Below are 19,640 nucleotides of genomic sequence, written 5' to 3'. Positions count from 1 at the left end.
TATGCGTTTACTACTCTTCATTTTTCTTTTTTTTGGAATGCTAAAGGTTCAGGCTGATATGGGGAAGCTGGATTCTGTTGCAGGAAAGGCAGCCATTAGGTTAGATACCACTAAGGTTGATCTGCGTAAGTTCGATAAAAGTAAACTGGAAGCACATAGTAAAGGAACGGATTTTATTTATGATGACGTACCTGCGCCAAATCTTAGCTTATGGGATAGGTTTTGGCGATGGGTTTGGCACCTGATAGGCCAGGTTTTAAGCAATAAGGTGTCTGGTGGTTTAATAAAGTATTTAATAATTATTGCACTGGTTGGATTGGTGGTTTTCATTGTCCTAAAAATTATCGGAGCTGATCTTAAGATATTTTCCCGGAAGTCTCAAATAGTAGAGGTGCCTTATAATGAGTCTGATGATAACATCCATGAAATTAATTTTAGTGAGGAAATAGAAAAGGCAATAGCGAATACTAATTACAGATTAGCTGTCAGGCTTTTGTATTTGCGGACACTTAAGAAACTGAGCGATAAAAACCTGATTCATTGGCTCCCTGAAAAAACAAATCAAACGTATATCAACGAGATTAATGATTCGGATAAGAAGAAAGAATTCAGCAAGCTTACTCATCAATTTGAATATGTTTGGTACGGTGAGTTTTTTATTGACAAAGAGAATTTTAATGCCATTAAAGATACTTTTGAACGGTTTAATCTGCATAGCTCATGAAGGGATTAAGAAGATATCTTATTGTGAGTGCCGTACTGTTGGTTGGTTATCTGCTTGCCCAGTATTATAAACCCAAACCAACAAACTGGACTCCCAGCTACTTAAAAGAAGATAAGATCCCGTATGGCACGTACATTCTGTTTCACGAAATACATGATTTGTTTCCTAAAAGAGATGTACAAATAGTCAGAGACCCTATATATAATACTTTAAAGGATAAGAAGTTTAGTAATGCCAGCTATCTTTTTATTGCTCATTCGATGGAGCTTGATAAGCTGGATTTTAAAGAACTTATCAACTTTGTAAAAGACGGGAATAATGCATTTTTTGCCGCCTTTGATTTTGGTAAAACTTTAAATGATACGCTTAAGTTTGATATAGAGTCTTCGTATAACTATTCAATAGAAAAATCTACCGGAATTAATTTCACCAATCCGAAGTTAAAAACGAAATACGATTATGTGTTCGGAAAGCAAATCGCTGAACAGTATTTTACTAAAATCGATACTTCCAGGGTAACGGTATTGGGTAAAAATGCGAACGGGAAGCCAAACTTTATTAGATACAGTTTTGGTAAAGGGCATATATACATTTTACCAAACCCTCAACTATTTACCAATTACAGCTTGATAAATCCTTTAGGAGCAGATTATTCAGCAAAGGCCTTATCTTACCTTCCCAGCTCGGCAAGTTTAATATGGGATGAACACAATACCCGAGGTAACATCGATGACTCAGCCGTTTTGAGGGTAATTTTTAGGAATGAGTCACTGCGATGGGCATACTATATTGCATTGGTTGGTTTGATCATCTTTGTTTTATTTGAAATGAAGCGTAGGCAGAGAATAATTCCTATAATAGAACCCTTAAAAAACTCATCCTTAGATTTTGTTAAGGTTGTTGGAAAAGTATACTATCAGCAACGAGACAATGGAGATATCGCAAGAAAGAAGATTAGCTACTTTCTTGAGCATATTCGAAGTACCTATAACCTGAAAACAACGGCACTGGATAAAAAATTGGAAGAAGCTTTAAATATCAGATCAGGAGTGCCCGAAGAAACAATTGACCAACTGTTCAGTGTTGTAAATGTGATAAATAACAATCGGTATGTTGATGATAACTCACTGATCAACCTTAATAAACTAATTGAAAGATTTTATAAACAAGCTCAATAAACTATGGAACCGGAAATTTTTAATGAAAGAACCGACTTAACTGAACTTAATCAGGCTGTTGATCAGATAAGACAAACGCTGAGCAGTATTATCATTGGGCAGAAGGAAACAATAGATTTTCTCATTGCGGCCCTACTTGCCGATGGCCATATATTGCTCGAAGGGGTTCCTGGTGTGGCTAAAACATTAAGTGCTAAACTTGTTGCCAAAAGCATTGATGCTTCATTTTCACGAATTCAGTTCACTCCTGATTTAATGCCTTCTGATGTATTGGGAACATCTGTATTTGATCCCAGATCTTCGTCGTTTGAATATAGAAAAGGGCCGATATTTGGACATATCGTATTGGTTGATGAGATTAACCGTGCTCCCGCAAAAACTCAGTCAGCTTTGTTTGAAGTGATGGAAGAAAGACAAATAACTGTAGATGGACATAGCTATCAAATGGATGAGCCTTTTATGGTATTGGCAACTCAAAATCCAATAGAACAGGAAGGGACTTATAGATTGCCCGAAGCTCAACTAGATAGATTTTTATTTAAGATCGAGGTAAAATACCCTACTCTGGAAGAAGAAATAGTTATCCTTCAAAATCAACATCAGCAAAAGCTTGAGGTGGAAATAAATGCAGTTAAAGCGGTTCTAAGTATTGATAAGATCAAGAAATGCAGGGCAATAATTAAGGCCTTGCATGTTGAGCCTAAGCTAATAGAATATGCGGCAAGGATAACCCATGAAACAAGGAATAATAAATCACTTTACCTGGGCGCTTCACCTCGCGCATCCTTAGCAATGATCAATAGCGCTAAGGCCATTGCAGCAATGCAGGGGCGTGATTTTGTTACACCAGAGGATATCATAAAAGTGGCGGTGCCTGTTCTTGCGCACAGAATTATGCTAACACCAGATAAGGAAATGGAAGGACTTACCCCTGCAGATGTAGTTGGTCAAATTATTCAAAAATTAGAGATCCCAAGGTAACACCTAAGCTGTTGAAGAACTTTTTTAAGACATATTATAAAGACCTGTTTTTAGGTAAAAGGCTGTTTGCAGGGATCGGGCTTTGTGCTACTTTGTTCCTGCTCTCTTTCTTTTTATCGTGGCTTGGTGATATCCCATTTATTGCTTTTTGGACGCTGATCGTATTGGTTATTATAGATATGCTTATGCTTTATCGACAAGCCAGGGGATTCTTTTTAAGACGGGATCTTCCAGAAAGATTAAGTAATGGCGATGAAAATGAAATCAATATTTATATCGAGAGCTTTTATCCCTTTGCAACCAAAGTTGGTATTATTGATGAAATTCCTTTACAATTTCAAAAAAGAGACATCTGGTTTACAAGTAATTTAAAACCCCGTGAACATAAAACAATCAGTTATACTTTAAGGCCAACCAAAAGGGGTGAGTATGTATTCGGATTGATTCGTTTGTATGTTAGTTCGCCGTTAGGCTTAGTTGTAAGGAGGTTTAACTTTGGAGAAGAAACAACAGTGCCTGTTTATCCTTCCTTTCTGCAATTAAGAAGATATGAATTGATGGCCATATCAAACAGACTGAATGAAATTGGGATTAAAAAAATAAGAAGGATAGGTCATAGCCTGGAGTTTGATCAGGTAAAGAGTTATGTGCAGGGCGATGACTATAGAACTGTTAACTGGAAAGCAACAGCCCGAAAAGGAGAGTTGATGGTGAATTCCTTTACTGACGAAAAAGCCCAGCATGTTTATTGTGTAATTGACAAATCAAGGGTCATGAAAATGCCTTTTGAGGGCTTGAGCCTATTGGACTATGCCATTAATGCAAGCCTGGTTCTTTCTAATGTGGCTTTGTTAAAGGAAGATAAAGCGGGCTTAATAACAATAGCCGAAAAGACAGGAACTATCGTGCCAGCTGATAGAAAACCTGCTCAGCTTGGTAAGATTATGAGTGTTTTGTATAAAGAAAAAACAAGATATCTTGAAACCAACATGGAAGCCCTGTATACAAGCATCCGAAGTGTTTTAAAGCAGCGTAGTTTGGTAGTTTTCTTTACAAACTTTGAAAGTATGTCTGCATTAAACCGACAGCTGCCATTTTTAAAGCGTATTGCTAAATTCCATTTGCTGCTTATTGTGTTTTTTGAAAACACCGAACTGAAATCTCTTACCGAAGAGGAAGCAAAAGACGTGGAAGGGATTTACATTAAAACCATTGCCAGCAAATTTGCTTATGAGAAAAAGTTGATCGTAAAGGAGCTTGCCAAACATGGAATCTTAAGCATTCTTACCCCACCAGAGAAACTAACCATAAATGTAATCAACAGATACCTTTCAATTAAAGCACAACAGAAAATCTAATAATAGTTTAGCATTCAGGCAAACTTATTGGGATATTGGTAGCTAAACCGCCATCAGATGTTTCTTTGTATTTCGAATTCATATCTAAGGCAGTCTCCCACATCGTATTAACAACGGCGTCTAAACTTACCTTGGCTTTGTCCGGATTACTTTGCAATGCAAGCTGGCTTGCCGTAATTGCTTTAATAGCGCCCATAGTGTTCCTTTCTATACAAGGTATTTGCACTAAACCACCAATAGGGTCACAGGTAAGCCCTAAGTGATGCTCCATGGCTATTTCAGCAGCCATTAAAACCTGTCTCTGAGAGCCTCCTAAGCACTCAGTAAGCGCAGCGGCTGCCATTGCAGAAGATACTCCGATTTCAGCCTGACATCCACCCATGGCAGCAGATATAGTCGCACCCTTTTTGAAGATACTGCCTACTTCGGAAGCGCAGGCAATAAACTGTGTGATTTTTTCTTCATCAAATCCATCACAAAATGTTATAAAGTATTGTAATACGGCCGGTATAACTCCAGCAGCGCCATTGGTTGGGGCCGTTACCACCCTACCAAATGAAGCATTTTCTTCATTAACAGCCAGGGCAAAACAGCTCACCCAGTCAAGCGTGTAATTGAATCCATTTCCACCTGCTCTAATAGCCATCACCCAACTTTCATAGTTAGTGTAAACACTATTACACATCAGCTTTTTATTAAGCGCTGCGGCCCTTCTGGCTACGTTTAATCCTCCCGGTAAAAATCCAGAGGTATGAGACCCTCTGTAAATGCAATCTTTCATTACATTGAAGTGCTGCAAAATTCCTGTTCTTGTTGCAGCTTCTGTACGCCAGGCCAGTTCATTTTCCATTACTACCTCAGAAACTTTAAGTCCGGTAGTAAGGCACCAGTGTAACAGATCTCCGGCTTTTTCAATAGGGAATGGTAAATCTACCTGCTCTCTTTCTTTACCATCCTCTCCTTCCTTAACCACAAAGCCACCGCCAATAGAGTAATAGGTTTCAGATATGGCTTTGCCAGTTTTTAAAAATGCTTGAAAAGTAACTGCATTTGGATGAAAGGGTAGGCTTTCAAAAAAAAGGAATATCAGATCATCATCATAATTGAAAACAGTTGGTTTTTCTCCTGCCAGAATTAGTGACTGCTCTTTTTTGATTGATTCAATAGTACACTCAATCGAGTTTACATCAAATGTTACCGGATCTGCACCTGCCAGCCCAAGTAATATGGCAACATCAGTTCCGTGTCCTTTACCTGTTTTTGCTAAGGATCCGTAAAGCAAAATTTTTATTTGCTCAACTTCATCCAATAGATTCTGTTGTTTTAGCGAAGCGGTGAATTGCTGTGCTGCCCGCCACGGACCAAGTGTGTGTGAACTTGACGGTCCAATTCCTATCTTAAAAATATCAAATACTGAGATCTGTTCCCTTTGCATTGTGCAAAGCTAAAACTTAAAAATCAAATGCTATGATATTTCTATCCTGAAGCATACGGTCTACAAATCTTTTGTGGTTTTTAGGGCTCCCTACAGCTACCCATGTTCCGCTAATGATACCATTTGCAAGTTCTTGCTTGCCTCGGGTAAGCTTTAATTTAGAGGTCTTGATGTCTTCTTCATATTTCTCCAGACTTTCATTTTCAAATCTTTTTACGATTCTGTAGACCCTTTTGGTAAAGCGGCGTTCTACCATATCTTCCAAAAAGGGAAACGTAAATAAGGCAAGTAGAACAACCAATGTTACACCAATTGCCTGTTCATAGTATCCAGAGCCAATGGCCATTCCAATTGCGGCTACAATCCATATTACACAGGCTGTAGTTAAGCCTTTAACCTGATTGTCTTCTTTGAAAATTACACCCGCTCCCAGGAAGCCTATTCCGGTAACAATATTGGAGGCAATACGATCATGACTACTTAAACCAATTTTTATAGATAGAATCGTAAATAGAGTAGAACCAAGACCAATCATGATCATTGTTTTTAACCCAGCCTGTTTGCTTCTGAACTCTCGCTCTGCACCAATTAAACCACATAGTAGTGTTGCCAGTAAAAATTTGTTCACTTCACTGAGTGTAAGGAAATGACCGTTCTCTAAAAAATTCTCCATCATGTTTTAACTACCTAAATATAATAAAGATTTAAAACAAAAAGACCCGCTGTTATCAGCGGGTCTTTTTTATATGTGTAAGGAAAATGATTATTACATCATTCCACCCATACCACCACCACCCATAGGAGGCATAGCACCACCTGCAGGAGCTTCTTCCGGATCATCAGCTAAAACAACCTCAGTTGTTAATAACATAGCCGCAATAGAAGCTGCATTCTCTAATGCTACACGACCAACTTTAGTCGGATCGATTACACCAGCTGCAATTAGGTTCTCATATACATCAGTACGGGCATTGTAACCGAAGTCAGCTTTACCTTCTTTAACTTTTTGTACAACGATAGAACCTTCGATACCTGCATTCTGGCAAATCTGGCGTAAAGGCTCTTCAATAGCACGACGAATGATCTGGATACCAGTAGTTTCGTCATCATTTGAACCTTTCATGCCTTCTAATGCCTCGATAGCACGGATGAAAGCAACACCACCACCAGCTACGATACCTTCTTCAACCGCTGCGCGGGTTGCATGTAAAGCATCATCAACACGGTCTTTTTTCTCTTTCATTTCAACTTCAGAAGCTGCACCTACATAAAGAACTGCAACACCGCCAGCTAATTTAGCCAAACGCTCTTGTAATTTCTCTTTGTCATAATCAGATGTAGTCGTCTCAATTTGAGCTTTGATCTGGTTAACACGAGCTTTGATGTCTTCAGACTGACCAGCACCATTGATGATTGTAGTATTGTCTTTGTCAACAACAACTTTCTCAGCAGTACCTAAATAAGTAAGGTCAGCATTCTCTAATTTATAACCTCTTTCTTCAGAGATAACAGTACCGCCAGTTAAAATAGCGATGTCTTCTAACATTGCTTTTCTTCTGTCGCCAAAACCTGGAGCTTTAACGGCAACAACTTTCAGAGATCCACGGATTTTGTTAACTACTAAAGTAGCTAATGCTTCACCGTCTAAATCTTCAGCGATGATCAATAGCGGTTTACCAGTTTGAACTTGTTTTTCTAATACAGGCAACAATTCTTTCATGTTGCTGATTTTTTTGTCGTAGATCAAAATGTAAGGGTTTTCTAATTCCGCTTCCATTTTGTCAGCATTAGTTACAAAATATGGAGATAAGTAACCACGGTCAAATTGCATACCTTCAACTGTTTTTACTTCAGTTTCAGTACCTTTTGCTTCTTCAACAGTAATAACGCCATCTTTACCAACTTTGCCCATAGCCTCAGCGATCAATGCACCAATTACTTCGTCATTGTTGGCAGAGATAGACGCAACTTGTTTGATTTTGTTGTTGTCTTCACCTACCGTTTGCGATTGAGCTTTTAAGTTCTCAACAATTGCAGTAACTGCTTTATCGATACCACGTTTTAAGTCCATTGGATTTGCACCAGCAGCTACGTTTTTAATACCTGCAGTTACAATTGCCTGAGCTAATACAGTTGCGGTTGTAGTTCCGTCACCTGCAATATCAGCAGTTTTAGAAGCTACTTCTTTAACCATTTGAGCACCCATATTTTCAATTGGGTCCTTCAATTCAATTTCTTTAGCTACTGTAACACCATCCTTAGTGATAGCAGGTGAGCCAAATTTTTTGTCGATGATTACATTACGGCCTTTTGGACCTAAAGTTACTTTTACAGCATTAGCCAAAATGTCAACACCTCTTTTCAGCGAGTCACGGGCTTCTACGTTATATTTTACTTGTTTTGCCATTTTATTTTTTTTGATTCTTGTTTAAGCTGAAATGAATTAAGCATTAACCAATTTCATTTCAATAATTATACTTGGATTAAAGAGTTCCTAAGATATCAGAATCTCTCATAATTAAATACTCAGTACCTTCAATAGTAACTTCAGTGCCACCATATTTACTGTATAAAACCTGATCACCAACCTTAACACTTAATGGGATTAGATTTCCAGTTTGATCAGCATATTTACCAGGTCCTACAGCTACTACTATTCCTTGTTGAGGTTTTTCTTTAGCGGTATCAGGGATATAAATACCAGAAGCTGTTTTTTCTTCTGCAGCAGCAGCTTCAACAACTACTCTATCTGCATTAGGTTTAAAGTTTAAAGCCATAACTTATTATTGTTTTGTTTTTAGATTTATAAATGTAAAAGTAATTTAATTACGCAGGAAAGAACATATCAGTTTTTGTGCCAAGGGGGCTAAGCTTGACAAATTTACACAGCCTTGTCAGCTAATGGATTAAGGCAAACTATTTTTGTGTCAGAGTGGCAGGGGTAAAAAAAAGCCCGGAGGTATTAACCTTCCGGGCTTTTGCATTCTTATTGAATATAAGAACTTATTTTTTTGTAGTGTCAGTTGCTGCTGGTGGCGTATTTGCCGGTGCAGGAGCAGTATTACCGCCGCCAATTGGAGATGGAGTAGGAGTTTTGTCAAGTTGCTCCTGAATTTTAGAACCAGCTCCAGTTGCTGATGAGCCACCTGATTTACCAATAGTTGTAATTGATAAAGTAAGCACTACCACAAGCGCTAATAAAACCCAGGTTCCTTTTTCTAAAACATCACCTGTACGTTGAACGCCAAACATATTACTGCCAGATCCGCCTGTTGCCAGACCACCACCTTTAGGATTTTGTATCAAAACAAATAGCGCTAAGGCAATACAAACGATGATTAATAAAATAATTAAGAAAAGCATATTATGTTAGGTTGTTAAATTTTTTTTTCTATCGATTGAATAAGGTCGGCAAAGTAACGGCTTTTTTCTGGAAACATCAAACTTAATTTTTCATAAGTCTCTATGGCCTTGTCRYWAWKYRTYNTGWTMMATATAGATGTTTGCCAGCGTTTCAGATACCAGGTCATTATGGTCCTCCGCACTTTTTTTGGCTTTATTCTCGTTATTTATTTGCTCCGGCTTAGGTGGACTTATCTGAGGCTCATTCTTGATAAAGCTTTCAATAATTTCAGCTCCCTTTGAGCGCTGTTTAAATTCATTTGGCGAATATTCACTTTCTTCTTCATCAAATGGGCTCTGCATGTGAAATATATTCTCTACATATTGCTGCTGAAGCTCATTTGCCTTTTTGCTTCTATCCGGTTTTTGCTCCTGATCGTGCTTAACATGCTTGGGCGAAGCGTAAGGTTGAAATATTTGCTGATGCTCTTTTCTTGTTTTGGCAAGCCACCATAAAAATGTGTAGGGAAGCTGATCATCATCGTATTTACTGAKWRCWAYCGNATNATCTTCTTCAACAGGCTCATCTTCTTTATATTCCTCAATTTGATTCTCAGTAACTTCCGAAGTTTCTGTTACTGGTTCAACTTTAAAGTTTTCCTGAAAGGCGAAGAAATCGGTAGCTACAATGTTTTCTAAAACAAGATCATCCTCTGGATTCTCTCTGTTGTCTTCAAGCGTAATCGGAGGTGTATCAGCGTAATGATAATCATGTATGTTTACTTCGCCAATTTCATCAAATATTTCCTGATCATCGCTTACCTTTTGTTCTTCCATTTCAGAAGGAACTTCATCAATTACAAATTCGTCTAAGGTTTCAGGATTATTGCTGAAAGTATCCGAGGGCGAATAACTAATGATGTTGAAGTCAATAGGTTCTGCACGTTCTGTTTCATGAATAAAATTATGGAGTAACTGCCCATTCGTGTACAGAGCCGCGGTAGCAAGATTGGTGTTGCCCTCATCTGTATTCAAAGTGGCTTTTGCCAGCAGCAGATGGACGGGCTGAAAATAAGGATACTGCTTAACGAGATCTTGAAGCATAACTGTGTCATCCTGAGATGTTTTCTCAGGCACAGCAATTAATCTTGTTAGCTGTTCTTTAATATTCATATCCTGCTCCACGATGCTAAGTTAATAATTGATCTCTATTTTAACCTACCATTGTGCAAAAGCCCTGTTAAAAATATCTTCAAGAAGCTGAGCAGTAACGTCTTTAATTAACGCAGGTTCTTGTGCTTGCAGGTTTCCGGCCAGTTTAAAATCTTTATAACGCTCAAATGATTGCTCAAAGCTTTGTTTGGGATCAAGATTGTTTACGTATTTTACATTGACCGTTATCGATAACCTGTTTGCACCTGCCGTAGGTTGCTTGTTGTCTGTTATGGCTACGGGGGTGATGCTATATCCGGTAATATTTCCAGAAAAAACGGCATGGGCATCATTCTGTGTAATGCTTAAACTGGTCTGATTTCTGATACGAGTTTTCAATTCTTCTGTAAACTGCGAGCTTAAAGATGCAACCACTAAAGGCGCATTGTTCTCAAAAACCTTAACGCTAATTGTTTTCATCCCGTCAGGAATAGAAATTCCTTTTAGCCCTACTGTACAGCTACTAAAAAAGAATAGTAATATGATTATAGATAAATTTTTCATCCTTAGTTTAAATTCAATTCTTTAATTTTTCTATATAATGTACGTTCAGAGATGCCTAATTCCTGAGCAGCAAATTTGCGCTTTCCTTTGTGTTTTTTCAATGCTTTTTTGATCAGATCAGACTCCTTGTCTATTAAAGATAAAGATTCCTCAACTTCTTCTGCTTCATGGGTATAGTTGTAATCTACAGGAGCATTTTGAACAGGCTTTTTAATGGTAAGGGTGGGTTGCTCATTGCCATAAGTCTGATCCACCTCCTGATAAAGCTGATTGATATAATGAGGGTTGTCTGCCATGATGTGCGAAGTATTTCCTCCACTCTGAATGATTTCGGCTACCAGCTTTTTCAATTCCATCATATCTTTTTTCATATCAAAAAGAACCTTATAAAGGATATCTCTTTCTGTATAATCTTCTTTCGTATTCCCGTTAATTGCTACAGGTAAATTTGTTGCGCTTTCATTAGGTATGTAGTTCAGCAAAGCTGCAGCTGTTACATTTCGGTCTTTCTCCAGAACACAGATCTGTTCAGCAATGTTTTTTAACTGGCGTACATTTCCCGGCCAGCTGTAATTGCTCAAAATCTGTATTGCTTCAGGCTCCAGCTGTATACCTGGACTGCGGTATTTATCACTAAAGTCAGCAGAGAATTTTCTGAATAATAAATAAATGTCTTCTTTACGTTCGTGCAAGGCAGGAATGCGCAACGGAACAGTATTTAATCTATAATATAAATCTTCACGGAATTTACCAGATTTTACACGGTTATAAACATCAACATTGGTTGCTGCAATAATTCGTACATCTGTTTTTTGCACTTTGGATGAGCCGACTCTAAGGTACTCACCGCTTTCAAGGATACGTAACAAACGCGCCTGAGTACCTAATGGCAATTCTGCAACCTCATCAAGAAAAATCGTGCCTCCGTTTGCGACCTCAAAATAACCTTTACGGGCTTCATGGGCCCCGGTAAAAGATCCTTTTTCGTGGCCAAATAATTCAGAGTCAATAGTGCCTTCCGGAATGGCGCCGCAGTTTACCGCAATAAAAGCTCCGTGTTTGCGGGTGCTCATCTGGTGGATGATATGAGAGAAAACCTCTTTACCACTACCACTTTCGCCCGTAATTAAAACAGACATGTCGGTTGGTGCAACCTGCCTGGCAATATCTATAGCCCGGTTTAATAGTGGAGAACCACCAATTATCCCAAAACGATTTTTTATGTCTTGTACGTCCAATGTAATCTGTGTTTAATTAAACAATTTCAGGTTCTTCAACTACAACAGTTCCTAATAAGGTTGCCGAGGTACAACGGTCTATATGCACATATACATATTGCCCTGCGGTAACACCTTCTGTTGCCGGGAAAACCACCATTGCATTCTGATCATTTCTGCCACAGAAATCTTTATCTGATTTTTTTGAAGTCCCCTCCACTAAAATCCTAACAGTTTTTCCAACAAATTGTTGTAAACGATATAAAGAAGTTTCCTGTTGTTTAATCAGGATTTCACTTAGCCTGCGTTTCTTAATATCTTCTGGAATATCATCTTCAAACTTACGTGCAGCAAGGGTTCCTGGTCGCTCAGAATAACTAAATGTAAATGCGAAATCATATTTCACATAGTCCATAATGCTAAGCGTTTCCTGATGTTCTTCTTCCGTTTCTGTACAAAAACCGGCAATAATATCAGATGAAATTGCGCAGTCAGGAATGATATTCCTAATCGCATCAATTCTGTTAATGTACCATTCTCTGGTGTAAGTACGGTTCATTAATTCTAATACCCTGCTACTTCCTGATTGAACAGGTAAGTGTATGTAGTTGCAGATATTATCGTATTTAGCGATGGTGTATAAAACTTCGTCGGTAATGTCTTTAGGGTGAGAAGTAGAGAAACGAATTCTTAATTCAGGACTAATCAAAGCTACTTTTTCAAGCAATTGAGCAAAGTTAACCTCAATTTCAGTACTGTCATCGGCATCGTTACCCTTCCACTTGTATGAATCTACATTCTGACCAAGTAAAGTAACTTCTTTATAGCCCCGGTCAAATAAGTCCTGAGCTTCCGCCATAATCGAATGCGGGTCTCTGCTGCGCTCGCGACCTCTTGTAAAAGGAACTACGCAAAAAGAACACATGTTATCACAACCGCGCATAATAGAGATAAATGCGGTAATGCCATTTCCGTTTAACCTAACAGGACTAATGTCTGCATAAGTTTCCTCACGCGATAAGAGAACATTTATAGCTTTATGGCCACTTTCTACTTCACTTAACAACTGGGGTAATTCACGGTATGCATCCGGTCCAACAACTACATCAACCAATTTCTCTTCTTCCAGAAATTTTGATTTCAAACGTTCAGCCATACAGCCCAGAACACCTACAATAAGTTTAGGGTTTCTGCGCTTTTCGGCACCAAATTGCGATAGGCGGTTACGTACTCTTTGTTCTGCGTTTTCACGGATAGAGCAAGTATTTATAAATACTACATCAGCCTCCTTGTAATCACCAGTAGTTTCAAATCCCTGATCTAATAATATAGATGCAACAATTTCGCTATCCGCAAAATTCATCTGGCAACCATAACTCTCGATATACAGTTTGCGGCCATTGCGCACCAAAGGTGCATCAACAATTAAAGCCTCGCCCTGGCGCTCTTCATCATGTGTCTTATCTGTAAGCTGTAAATCAATCATAAATGGTCAATTGTTTTATGGGCTTCAAAAATACGTAATTTAATTTACAAATGACAAATTGGCAGAATGCTAAATGAATATTTTGTGACAATAGCCAGCCTTATTTCTTATTATGGCCTTGATATTGCATGCTATTCAAATATGACGTCAAATAAACCAGGAAAATACAAAGTAATCAAGTGGCTTGCGGGTATTCTTACAGCCTTGATCCTCTTAGTAGGGGGTGCTGCTCTATATTTTAGTGCAAAATGGAAACCACTACTTACCGAAAAAATAAAAGATGGGGTTTACAACGGTTCTCAGAAACTTTATAGGATTAATTTTAAAGACATTCGCCTTAATCTGATCACTGGAAGTGCGGTACTCGATAGCGTTACTTTAACGCCTGATACTACAGTTTTTAATCAGCTAAAAGAACTTCAGCTTGCCCCTGCTAACTTGTTCCAAGTAAAACTGGCGCGTCTACAGTTAAGCAGAATTGGTATACTTACTGCCTACTTTAAGAAACGGATAAGCTTGAATTCCATCATCATGGATCAACCCTCCATTAATATGATTCATTATAAAGTTGTCAAAAAAACAGATACCGCTGCAGATAAGCGCAGTTTGTATGATCAGATATCTAAAACACTAAAATCCATCCATGTAAAGGCCATTAAAATAATAGATGCCGACTTTGATTATATTAACGGGGCTACTTCTAAACCCTTAAATTCAATAAAACATCTAAATATCACTCTTAAAGATCTACTTATCGACTCTCTTTCTAAGTCTGATACCACACGGTTTTATTATACAAAAGACATCAACTTTGAATTAACAGGATATAGAGCTACAGGTAAAGATGGGATGTATACTACAAAGATAGATACAGTTGCTGGTTCGGTTAGTGATAAAAATATTCGCATAAAAGGTCTGCAAATGATTCCACTTCATCCAGACTTAGCATTTACCAGAAAATATAAATATGGTAAAGATCGGTACGATTTAAAATTTAATGAAATAACCTTTACAGGAGTGGATTTTAATAAACTAAGTGCTGAAGGCAGTTTATATGCAAGAGCCCTAAAGGTAGGGCCTGCATACGCGGGCATTTTTGTGAATAGGGAATTGCCTCCCCCCCCTAATTTTGATAAGGCTCATAACTTCCCTCATATTGCACTTAAAAGATTACCTATTGAAACAATTATCGATACCGTTAAGCTATCCAATATCGATGTTGCCTATACAGAGTACAATCCGATCACTCAAAAAAGAGGAACGGTGTATTTCCAGAACCTGACGGGGAATATTCTCAATTTAACTAATGACTCAGTTAGACTTGCAAAGAATCACCATGCTATTGCAAATTTAACAGCACTGGTAATGAAAACCAGCCGGATTAAGGTTACTATAAACTTTAACTTAACAGATAGAAATGCTTCTTTTACGTATAAAGGGAATGTAGGGGCAATGAACATGCTTGTTTTAAATCCAATGGCAAAGAACATGGGCTTAGTTGAAATAGAAAGCGGACAGATGCAGGGAACTGATTTCGATATTCAAGCCAATGTGAAAGGTGCTTCGGGCATTGTTCATTTTTATTATAAAGACCTTAAAATAAAATTGCTTAAAGAAGGTGAAAATGGGGGAATAGGTAAGAAGAAAGGATTTTTATCTTTTCTTGCAAATAGTCTTTTAATTGAAGATGCAAATCCGGGCAAAGGAGCGGAACCAAGAACAGCCAGGGTTACTTTTGAAAGAACACCTGCTGCCTCGTTTTTTAATTTGCTTTGGAAAGGTGTTTTTATAGGTATGAGGGAGACCGTTGGATTAGGCATTGTTCCCGTGAAAACACCCGAACAGGCAATGGAAAAAGTAAAGGATAAAAAGCAGGAACGGCGCGAAAAAAGAGAAGAAAGAAAGAACAAACGCGCCGAAAGAAAGGCCGAGAAAAAAAAGACTGATACCTAACGCCTGATGAATAAATTCGTATATTAGGTTAAACCACTAAGGCCTATGATCAAAAAAGACCGAAAGAGTTATAGTACGCTTAAATGGGTTTCCGGGATCATGCTTTTCTTTATTTTACTGTTGGTTGCGGCATCCAGACACCTAAGCGTCAGGTTTCAACCAATAATTAAGGCACAAGTCAGAGACCTCGTTTTAAATGCCACGGACAGCTTGTATAGCATCGAATTTTCTGACGTCGGTACAAATTTTATTACGGGGAGAGCATCATTGTCAGACGTTAAAATTACCCCAGATACTAACATTCTGAAAAAGATGGTTCGTCTAAAACACGCACCAAATAACATCTATTACATACAGCTAAAAGAGCTGGTTATAAAAAACTTTCATCCTATTGATCTGCTGCGAGATAAAAAGGTAAAAATTGACCTTCTATTGTTTGATAATCCGGAAATTATAATGGTAAATAAGCAGTTGGAGTTTAATGAACTCAAAAAGCCATTTCCTGATAAATCACCCTACGACTACATTTCCAAATTTGTAAAGGAGCTTAAAGTAAAAACCATCGATCTTAAAAACATTAGCTTTAAATACGTTAATAAAAACGTTGCCAAACCAGAGGTTGATTCCATTAAGAATCTAAATGTCACGCTAAAAAACTGGTTGATCGATAAAAACTCAGTAAGGGATACGAGCAGGTTTTATTTGCTTAAAGACGTGGTTATAAATTTAAATAATTACACCTTCGCCACGCCGGATAGCTTGTATCATATCAATCTTAACCAGTTAGATTTTAGGGCATCATCAGGTAAACTCAATATAAAGAGTTTTAGTGTTGTTCCTCGGTACGATGAAATGAAGTTTGGAAAGACTGTAGGCTTTTCAAAAGACAGGTTTGATATTCAGATGAGTGATATTAGTTTAGAAGGCATTAACCTGCCTTTGTATGTTCGTAAACAGGAGCTTTATGCTACCGAGATGAATGTAAACAACGGCTCTGTATCCGTTTTTAATAATAATGAACTACCTAAAAGAACCGAGATTAAAATAGGAAAATACCCTCATCAACTATTGCAAAAGGTTAAGGGATTGCTCACGGTTAAACAGCTTAATTTGAGTAATATAGATCTGACCTATGCGGAGTTCGACAAAGATAGTAAGCAAAAGGGGAGAATCACCTTTGAAAAAACCTCAGGAAGTATAACGAACATAACCAACTCCGAAAAAATTAAAAATAAAAACCCCTTTATGTTTGCTAAATTAACGAGCTACATGATGGGGCATGGCAAATTGGACGTGAATTTTAAATTTAATCTTGCCGCAAATGATGGCGCTTTTTCTTACTCAGGAACCTTAGGCCCGATGGATGGGCGAGTACTTAACAGAATTACAAAGCCTCTAGGAATGGTTGAAGTGAAAAGCGGGCACGTTAAAAAACTTGAGTTTAATATCGATGCAAATGAAACCCTTGCAACAGGTAAAGTCAAATTTGCTTTTAATGACCTTTCTGTAGCACTGCTTAAAAAAGAAGAAGGGCGTGATCATTTGGTTAAACAGGGATTAATGTCATTTTTGGCAAATGCAATGATCATTAATTCGGATAACCCTAAAACAGACGGTGTACTTATAGCGGCATCAATAAAATTTGAACGGGAAAAAACAGCGTCCTTTTTTAGTTTTATCTGGAAAACACTTTTTCAGGGGATAAAGTATAGTGTTGGTGTAACTCCTCAAAAGGAAAAAAAGATAAAGGAACAAATAGCAAAATTCGAAAAAATAAAAGCCGACAGAGAAAAACGCAGGCTTATCAGACTAAAAAGAAAAGCTACTCGAGAAAAGAGTAGCTTTTAATCGGTCAGTTTTAGTTTACTTTTAATAATTTACCTGCCAGGTCTTCCCATCTGTAATATTGAAATGTTTTGTTATCGCTCATCGCAACAAAAATTCCGTGCTTAAAATCGCCATTAAGCGGTTTCGAGTAAATGTCTGAGCCATCACTCTGGTTGGTTGAAACCTTAATGCTTGTAATAAGTTGGTGGTCGTTCTTATTTTTAACGCCTTCCCTGCTATAGACTTTAAACTGGTTGGCACTTTGATCTGATACCAGGATGTAACCTGTTGTGTCCGTAGTTTTATAGATACTAATGCCCTCATTATCCTCCGTAAAACCCTCTTTGGCAAATAAGGCCAGCTCTTTATTGCCTTTAGCCGGATCAGCATAATATTTGCGTACGCCAAACTGCTCATCTGAATAATAGATGTATCCCATCTCATTGTCTACTGCAATAGACTCTATTTCTTTTTTACCGCTGTAGTTTCCAAATTTGCGCTTCAAGGTTGCCCTGATGTGTCCTGTACCATCGTCTTCAAGCAGATATTGCCATAAATAAGAACCGTCTTTAGGTCCTGTTTTTCTACCTGCAATGGCATAGATTTCACCCTTGGGACTGGTGTACATTGCAATTCCCATCAGGTCTCTATACATTTCACCTTTCTCACCTTCATAAACGGGAACACCACCATTATCGAGGGGCTTCATATCAGGTAGAGAGTAGATACGGAGTTTGTGTGTCATTCTCTCGGTTGTAACTGCGATATCTGTCTTTTTACTGGCAAGTACCAGGCCGTAGGCGATATCGACGTTATTGGGCCGTTTTAATCCTTTTATAGTTTTGTTCTTGATGATCTTTCCTTTCAAGTCAAAAACATATAACCCGCCATTTTCATCCTTGTCAGTTCCAATAATCAATGATTTTGAAGAATCTATCGGATTAATCCATATTGCCGGATCATCAGAGTCAAATTGCACTGGTTCTGTAGTGTATAAAGGCTTTACCGCGTCAGTGGTATCTGCTTTTTGTGGAGTGCAGGCCATGTTCATCGATATAAGCATCGCCGAGAATATAATTATCTGGGTGTATTTATTCATTAGGTATTAATTTAATATTTCTTATTCTTTAAAGCGGTACCTTCTTAATTAAACTAGTTTGTGCCATATGCACCAATGTAGCCAGATGGGTCTGGTGATTTATAGGTCACCCCATTCAAAACCAGTCCCGAAGCATAATGTCTGGTAAAGTTTGTTGTACCTTTTCCAAGCGCCGGAGAGCCTGGTTTTAAATGGAAATCCCATGTGTTATTAAAAGCTGCATTATCAACCGGAGTGTTCAATGGGTAATTTAGGAACATAGGATCATTATCACCGGCTGTTTTGCCGATGATGTCATTTGTCCCTGCAATGATCTCTTTTGTTGGTTGGAACTGATCTACAGTAACCTGGTTAAATCCATAATAGTAATTATTCCCGAATACAGACCTATCGTCCTCTGGCTTTTTGGTATCTCTTTTAATTCCAAAACGAGTATTTGCAAACATATTGTTATAGACACTTACGCGTACCGTTGCCTCTACCCAGATAGATCCTCCCTTTGCTGTAGGACGTCGCCATCCTGTGTTTACCATCGTATTGTTATAAACAACAATGTAAGCCTGCGGTGTGCGGTCGCCACTGTTTGATAACTTTAACGCATTGGTGTTTGTACTGTAAACTAAATTGTAAGCAACATCAGCCAGACAGCCAGATTTCAAATTGATGGCCTCACCACCAGTAACTCCAGTAGTGTAAAAGGAATTCTTTGCAAAAATGACTTTACCACCATCTATATAAGTACAGTCTTCCTGCAGGTTCCTAAAAATACTGTTGGTTACTACCAGTTTGCCATTTACATTCGAAAACCAAAGTGCCGGCAAGTTTTCACCTGCTACTGCCTTGTACAAATGTTGTTTCACAGAAGTTGAGGCATCAGAAGTTGTTGCACCCGCATATTCTATTATCGTATGATCAAGCAATAACTCTTCGCAGCTTGGTGCAGCAAGAATTCCTCCCCAAAGTCTGCCAAATTTTTTTGCTTCAGTTCTAAATTCCTCTGCAACTGTAAATTTTATTGGGAAATCTGCAGTGCCCTGCGCATATAAATTTCCTTTTACAATAATCTCCGGCTTTGCAACAGTATCCATTACAATTGTAACACCCTCTTCAATGGTTAAGGATTTGCCCTCTGGAATAATAATGTCGCCTTTAATGAATTGTGTACTTCCTTTTAGCCAGATTCCCGAAACCTCACCGGTAACAGTGCCATTTCCCGTATCAGGATCCACATCAATATTGGCCTTCTTGCATCCTGCAATACCTGATGTTATAATGACCAGATAGATAAACAAATGTTTTGCTTTCATTTTTTCTCTTTTATAAT

General features: G+C 38.1%; 16 protein-coding genes. 6 read left to right on the top strand and 10 right to left on the bottom strand.

The window, feature by feature from the left end; genetic code table 11:
* Position 1: 1 nt before the first annotated feature.
* From N824_RS24765 to N824_RS24750, 4 genes are read left to right on the top strand one after another with little or no spacing between them, the layout of a single operon-like run.
* A complete protein-coding gene (locus tag N824_RS24765; protein ID WP_048907800.1) occupies positions 2–724 on the top strand; it encodes a DUF4129 domain-containing protein in 723 nt (240 codons plus the stop codon).
* The gene (locus tag N824_RS24760; protein ID WP_048907799.1) at positions 721–1,902 is read left to right on the top strand and encodes a DUF4350 domain-containing protein; all 1,182 of its coding nucleotides are present in this window, start codon (positions 721–723) and stop codon (positions 1,900–1,902) included. Before N824_RS24765 ends, N824_RS24760 begins: the two co-directional genes overlap by 4 nt.
* Positions 1,903–1,905: 3 nt before the next feature.
* A complete protein-coding gene (locus N824_RS24755) occupies positions 1,906–2,883 on the top strand; it encodes a MoxR family ATPase (protein ID WP_048907798.1) in 978 nt (325 codons plus the stop codon).
* An 11-nt stretch (positions 2,884–2,894) separates the two neighbouring features.
* Entirely contained in the window at positions 2,895–4,241 is a 1,347-nt protein-coding gene (locus N824_RS24750) for a DUF58 domain-containing protein (protein ID WP_048907797.1), read from the top strand.
* Between the two features lie 7 nt (positions 4,242–4,248).
* On the opposite strand, the gene N824_RS24745 is transcribed toward N824_RS24750, so the two are convergent.
* The 8 genes from N824_RS24745 to miaB form a co-directional block, all read right to left on the bottom strand.
* Positions 4,249–5,676: an L-serine ammonia-lyase gene (locus tag N824_RS24745; protein WP_048907796.1), complete on the bottom strand. Its 1,428-nt coding sequence runs from the start codon at positions 5,674–5,676 to the stop codon at positions 4,249–4,251.
* Between the two features lie 16 nt (positions 5,677–5,692).
* Positions 5,693–6,352, bottom strand: coding sequence for an MgtC/SapB family protein (locus tag N824_RS24740; RefSeq protein WP_235207287.1), 660 nt, complete (start codon positions 6,350–6,352; stop codon positions 5,693–5,695).
* Between the two features lie 90 nt (positions 6,353–6,442).
* Positions 6,443–8,083, bottom strand: coding sequence for a chaperonin GroEL (groL, locus tag N824_RS24735; protein WP_048907795.1), 1,641 nt, complete (start codon positions 8,081–8,083; stop codon positions 6,443–6,445).
* 76 nt (positions 8,084–8,159) lie between these two features.
* A complete protein-coding gene (gene groES / locus N824_RS24730) occupies positions 8,160–8,453 on the bottom strand; it encodes a co-chaperone GroES (RefSeq protein ID WP_048907794.1) in 294 nt (97 codons plus the stop codon).
* A gap of 226 nt (positions 8,454–8,679) precedes the next feature.
* Positions 8,680–9,039, bottom strand: coding sequence for a preprotein translocase subunit SecG (secG, locus tag N824_RS24725; RefSeq protein ID WP_048907793.1), 360 nt, complete (start codon positions 9,037–9,039; stop codon positions 8,680–8,682).
* Positions 9,040–10,236: 1,197 nt separating this feature from the next.
* Positions 10,237–10,734 carry an LptE family protein gene (locus N824_RS24715; protein ID WP_048907792.1) on the bottom strand — a complete coding sequence of 166 codons (498 nt, stop codon included), beginning with the start codon at positions 10,732–10,734 and terminating at the stop codon, positions 10,237–10,239.
* Positions 10,735–10,736: 2 nt separating this feature from the next.
* Complete coding sequence (locus tag N824_RS24710) at positions 10,737–11,972, bottom strand: sigma-54-dependent Fis family transcriptional regulator (protein ID WP_048907791.1); 1,236 nt, start codon at positions 11,970–11,972, stop codon at positions 10,737–10,739.
* 16 nt (positions 11,973–11,988) lie between these two features.
* Positions 11,989–13,437, bottom strand: coding sequence for a tRNA (N6-isopentenyl adenosine(37)-C2)-methylthiotransferase MiaB (miaB, locus tag N824_RS24705; RefSeq protein ID WP_048907790.1), 1,449 nt, complete (start codon positions 13,435–13,437; stop codon positions 11,989–11,991).
* A 141-nt stretch (positions 13,438–13,578) separates the two neighbouring features.
* Between miaB and N824_RS24700 the strand changes: the two genes are divergently transcribed.
* Both N824_RS24700 and N824_RS24695 read left to right on the top strand, forming a co-directional pair.
* Positions 13,579–15,390, top strand: a complete 1,812-nt coding sequence (locus N824_RS24700) for a hypothetical protein (protein ID WP_048907916.1) — start codon at positions 13,579–13,581, stop codon at positions 15,388–15,390.
* A gap of 45 nt (positions 15,391–15,435) precedes the next feature.
* Positions 15,436–17,238: a hypothetical protein gene (locus N824_RS24695; protein WP_048907789.1), complete on the top strand. Its 1,803-nt coding sequence runs from the start codon at positions 15,436–15,438 to the stop codon at positions 17,236–17,238.
* Positions 17,239–17,248: 10 nt separating this feature from the next.
* Here N824_RS24695 and N824_RS24690 read toward each other — a convergent pair whose 3' ends face one another.
* Together N824_RS24690 and N824_RS24685 are read right to left on the bottom strand one after the other, a co-directional pair.
* Complete coding sequence (locus tag N824_RS24690; RefSeq protein WP_052334266.1) at positions 17,249–18,316, bottom strand: phytase; 1,068 nt, start codon at positions 18,314–18,316, stop codon at positions 17,249–17,251.
* A 53-nt stretch (positions 18,317–18,369) separates the two neighbouring features.
* Entirely contained in the window at positions 18,370–19,623 is a 1,254-nt protein-coding gene (locus tag N824_RS24685) for a hypothetical protein (RefSeq protein ID WP_048907788.1), read from the bottom strand.
* Positions 19,624–19,640: the final 17 nt, after the last annotated feature.

Source organism: Pedobacter sp. V48, assembly GCF_000523515.1.
Taxonomy (GTDB): Bacteria; Bacteroidota; Bacteroidia; order Sphingobacteriales; family Sphingobacteriaceae; genus Pedobacter.
This window is presented reverse-complemented; position numbering and strand designations above follow the sequence as displayed.